Genomic DNA, 3,313 nt, shown 5'->3' on the forward strand with positions numbered 1-3,313 from the left:
ATACTAAATCCAGTTATTAAAAACTGATTATCTATTCCCTCTTTTGCCTTTTGCCTCTTGCATGAGTGCCTGTCCTCATAAGTAGCCTATGCTCAACGGATTTAGTATTACTTGTTGAGATGAGAGCTAGCGCTTTTCACGTTACTGAGGTATCGACAAGTTTTGCCAACAAAGGGTTTAAGCTCCTTGCCCATACCTCATTCTGATGAAAACTGCTATATTTATGTTGATAATCATTCAGCTAAGGGGCGGAAAAAAGCAGAAGAACATTGACCTTTTCTATTAGAAGACATCAAAAGTTTAATCGATCATGAAACCACATTACCTGTTAATTCCCCTCGGTTTTATCGCCTTAGCTGCCCTTGCCATCGGGGTCTATCAAGCTTCCAGCGCTCCCCTACCCGCGGGATTTCCGACCCCGACCCCGAACGGACGGATCGAGGTGAAGAACTATCCCGCCTATCGGGCCGCCACTTACCGTTATCGGGGTCAATTGTCCGAGGCGGCCAACCGGTCGTTTTATCCCCTGTACCAACACATCAGTTCTAACGAGATCTCGATGACCGCACCCGTCGAAACCCGCTACCCCGCAGACGCTGGAGCGACATCGGGAGAGGCCGAAGTTTCCTTTCTCTACCGTGACACCGACACTTACCCGAAAGAGGTGGCCGATAATATTCGGATCGAGGATGTACCACCCATGACGGTGGTGAGTCTGGGATTGCAGGGTAGCTACGATTTTGACAGCTATCGAGAGGGATTAACCAAGCTGAACGAATGGCTGGCCGAACATCCGCACTACCTGGTGATCGGTTCCCCCCGTCGCTTTTTCTATGACGGTCCCTACGTTCCCGATCCCCTGAAACGGAGCGAGATACAGATCCCCGTCGAGGTGGTATCCCCGAACCGTTGAACTTAGGGCCAATCCTGACTCGTATCGCAGAGGAAATGGTCGGCCATGATGTCCTCGAAGGTGAAAGGACAGTGAGAGGGAAAAGTCCGTATCGGTAAATCCGTCTCGCGTAAAGCCAAATCGACTCCGGCCTCGAAAGCATCGGATAAAGCCGTCGGTATCTGGGATTTTAAACTAGGATTGCCCTCTAGATGCCGTCTGATCCCTCGTCTCTGTTCTCTAATTGTCAAAAACCAACTACGAGAACGTTTATCTGGCTGATATTCCCATTTGAGAAGATGTCCTACCAAAACGGTTAGACGACTCACCAGTTCTCGATATTCTTGTTTACCCAAGGAAATGATTTCCTCCCGTAAGTTTTGCCAGTCCAGAGCTTCTACCTGTCGGTTGGCTAGAGCTTTCGCTTGTAGCTCTGTCCACCCATAGAAGTCGGATTCATACAGGTAATTCGCTTGATCTTTCATATTGGAACTTTACCTATAATGTCGGCTGGAAGGAACCCTCGGTTTTACCTCGGAGATGAAAGGTTCCGCCAGTATAGAACAACGAAGCACGATATTAATCAATGGGTTGCAATCCCGTAATCTCTAACAACTTCGGTGAGAGTATGATTCTTTGATTTTGCCTAAGCATCTAGCCTTTTCCATTCTTGATCAGATAAACGAACTGCAAGGATTTTGTCTCTTGCCGTTGTAGCCAATCTAGCACCACAATTATCATAACGGGAAAGGTAATCAATCTTTGTGTCCTTTGTGTCTTTGTGGTTCCTTCCACTCGCTCGCCAGCAAGGTACGAGATTTAGGATGAGAACTTCCCATGGCGCACCTCCCACAAAATAAACGGATTTTTATCTTGTTAGATCGCCAAATACAGGAAACCTTAGAAAAAGAATATCAAACCAGTCTAGATAAACTTTTACCCCTAAAACAACAATTAAGAGCCACCGATGAATTGATCGATCTAATTGTTTATAAACTCTAGGGATTAAGCGAGGAAGAAATTAAAATTATTGAAGGGAGAGAGTAAAAAAAAGAATAAGCTTTTAAGCATTTAATTGCCTCAATTATTGATTATTTATTGAGAGAATGTAGGATTACAAATAGATGAAATTTCAAGAGTTTGCCAAGGGACTAGGTGGGAAGTATTGGGATATAAGGGTTTCAAGGTTTTTACAAACCTGTAACTGATTTTTTGACCCTGGCAAACGTTTGAAATTTCATTGTAGTATGCTGACTTTGCCTGATTCTCAATAAAGTAGAGTTATTCTCATTTAGAGTATTCTTTTTCGAGAGCGTTATATCTGGCTTCCCAGAGCCGATCACGAATAGCAAAATCCTTTTCAGCTTCTTGGCGAGTGTAAAGAGTTTTAAGGTTGTCGTTAGTTTCTTTGATTTCTTCTTTGATTATTTTTTGACCGACTTCGAGGTTTTCTAGTTTTTGGCCTAATCCTACGATGATGGTGATCACTGCGATTACGGTTACTAAAAGGGTGCTGATTGCTTGCACTTGATCCTCCCATTTAAAAGATTTCTTGACCAGCTTTTTTTTTTAAGCATTTCCCGTGCCTTTTTGCTGTTTTGGTACTTTTGATTGTCTTAGGGGTGTGGACAGGGTATCAGTGCCAAAATTTTGCCATGGCAAAATTTTGGCATTGGGAGTAAAAAAGACTCCCTGATTTCGCTTTGTGGATCGGGCTAAAATTGATTTAGTTTTTGGAGATATTTGGTGAATAAGCCTGTGATTGACTGGAAAAACCCGCAGGAAAAGATTAGTCGCTATTTTTCGACTGCTGAGGTGACTAAAAACGATTTACGGCGAATTCCTGCTAGTGGAAGTGAGATCGAGCGCAATATTTTAAGCCTGGCGATCGAGCTTGATAAGATTCGTGAGGAGTGGGGGTCTGGGATTGTCGTTACTTCTTGGTATCGCCCAATCGCGGTAAATAGGGCTGCAGGTGGCGCAAATAACTCTCAACACATTTTTGGGCGTGCTGCTGATATTAAGCCTGCTAACGGCGATTTGTTGCGGTTTCAGGGGTGGCTCGACCAAGGCTGGTTTGGTGCGTTAGGCTACGGCGCACAAAAGGGTTTTGTTCACCTTGATACTCGAAACCGTAAGGGTTGGAAGTCAGGTGGGCAAAAAGGTCCACGATGGAATTACTAAAATGGGCAAAAATCTATTAACTACTCAGGTCTTTTGGGGTGTGATCTTTACTTTATTTTTGGCTGCTTCTCCTAAGCTTGAGGAGCTAGTGGGACTTAAACAAATTTCAAGCCCAAATAAAGCCTAAACTGGCTTTGTAAGCGGCAAACACATCCAGATTCTCGGTCAGCCACTCAAAGAAACGGAAAGACATCGCTGTCCGAAAAGCTTCCAAGGCTTCCACAAAAGTGTTTAAAG

Annotated in this window: 5 protein-coding genes and 1 pseudogene; 4 read left to right on the top strand and 2 right to left on the bottom strand. The window is 44.2% G+C overall.

Annotation, left to right across the window (positions count from 1 at the left end):
- Nucleotides 1-219: 219 nt before the first annotated feature.
- Together IM500_RS24675 and IM500_RS01395 are read left to right on the top strand one after the other, a co-directional pair.
- Nucleotides 220-357 (top strand): annotated as a pseudogene (locus tag IM500_RS24675) (ISAzo13-like element ISMae28 family transposase); the annotation flags it as partial.
- A complete protein-coding gene (locus IM500_RS01395) occupies nucleotides 311-913 on the top strand; it encodes a heme-binding protein (protein WP_190720904.1) in 603 nt (200 codons plus the stop codon). The pseudogene IM500_RS24675 and the gene IM500_RS01395, both read left to right, overlap by 47 nt.
- A 2-nt stretch (nucleotides 914-915) precedes the next feature.
- Here IM500_RS01395 and IM500_RS01400 read toward each other — a convergent pair whose 3' ends face one another.
- Nucleotides 916-1,377, bottom strand: a complete 462-nt coding sequence (locus IM500_RS01400; protein ID WP_190720908.1) for a DUF29 domain-containing protein — start codon at nucleotides 1,375-1,377, stop codon at nucleotides 916-918.
- A 352-nt stretch (nucleotides 1,378-1,729) separates the two neighbouring features.
- Between IM500_RS01400 and IM500_RS01405 the strand changes: the two genes are divergently transcribed.
- Nucleotides 1,730-1,894, top strand: a complete 165-nt coding sequence (locus IM500_RS01405; RefSeq protein ID WP_190720909.1) for a hypothetical protein — start codon at nucleotides 1,730-1,732, stop codon at nucleotides 1,892-1,894.
- A 285-nt stretch (nucleotides 1,895-2,179) separates the two neighbouring features.
- Here the strand turns inward: IM500_RS01405 and IM500_RS01410 are convergent, their stop codons facing one another.
- Nucleotides 2,180-2,419 carry a hypothetical protein gene (locus IM500_RS01410; RefSeq protein WP_190720911.1) on the bottom strand — a complete coding sequence of 80 codons (240 nt, stop codon included), beginning with the start codon at nucleotides 2,417-2,419 and terminating at the stop codon, nucleotides 2,180-2,182.
- Nucleotides 2,420-2,638: 219 nt separating this feature from the next.
- On the opposite strand from IM500_RS01410, the gene IM500_RS01415 reads away from it, so the two are divergent.
- Nucleotides 2,639-3,076, top strand: coding sequence for a D-Ala-D-Ala carboxypeptidase family metallohydrolase (locus tag IM500_RS01415; protein WP_190720913.1), 438 nt, complete (start codon nucleotides 2,639-2,641; stop codon nucleotides 3,074-3,076).
- The last annotated feature ends 237 nt before the right edge of the window (nucleotides 3,077-3,313 follow it).

Origin of the sequence: Microcystis sp. M179S2 (assembly GCF_020245805.1) — a bacterium.
Taxonomy (GTDB): Bacteria; Cyanobacteriota; Cyanobacteriia; order Cyanobacteriales; family Microcystaceae; genus Microcystis; species Microcystis aeruginosa.

What these genes read in the sequence shown, in the direction of transcription:
- IM500_RS01400 (WP_190720908.1), bottom strand. Translation starts at nt 1,377, where the DNA reads ATGAAAGATCAAGCGAATTACCTGTATGAATCCGACTTCTATGGGTGG.
- IM500_RS01405 (WP_190720909.1), top strand. Translation starts at nt 1,730, where the DNA reads ATGGCGCACCTCCCACAAAATAAACGGATTTTTATCTTGTTAGATCGC.
- IM500_RS01395 (WP_190720904.1), top strand. Translation starts at nt 311, where the DNA reads ATGAAACCACATTACCTGTTAATTCCCCTCGGTTTTATCGCCTTAGCT.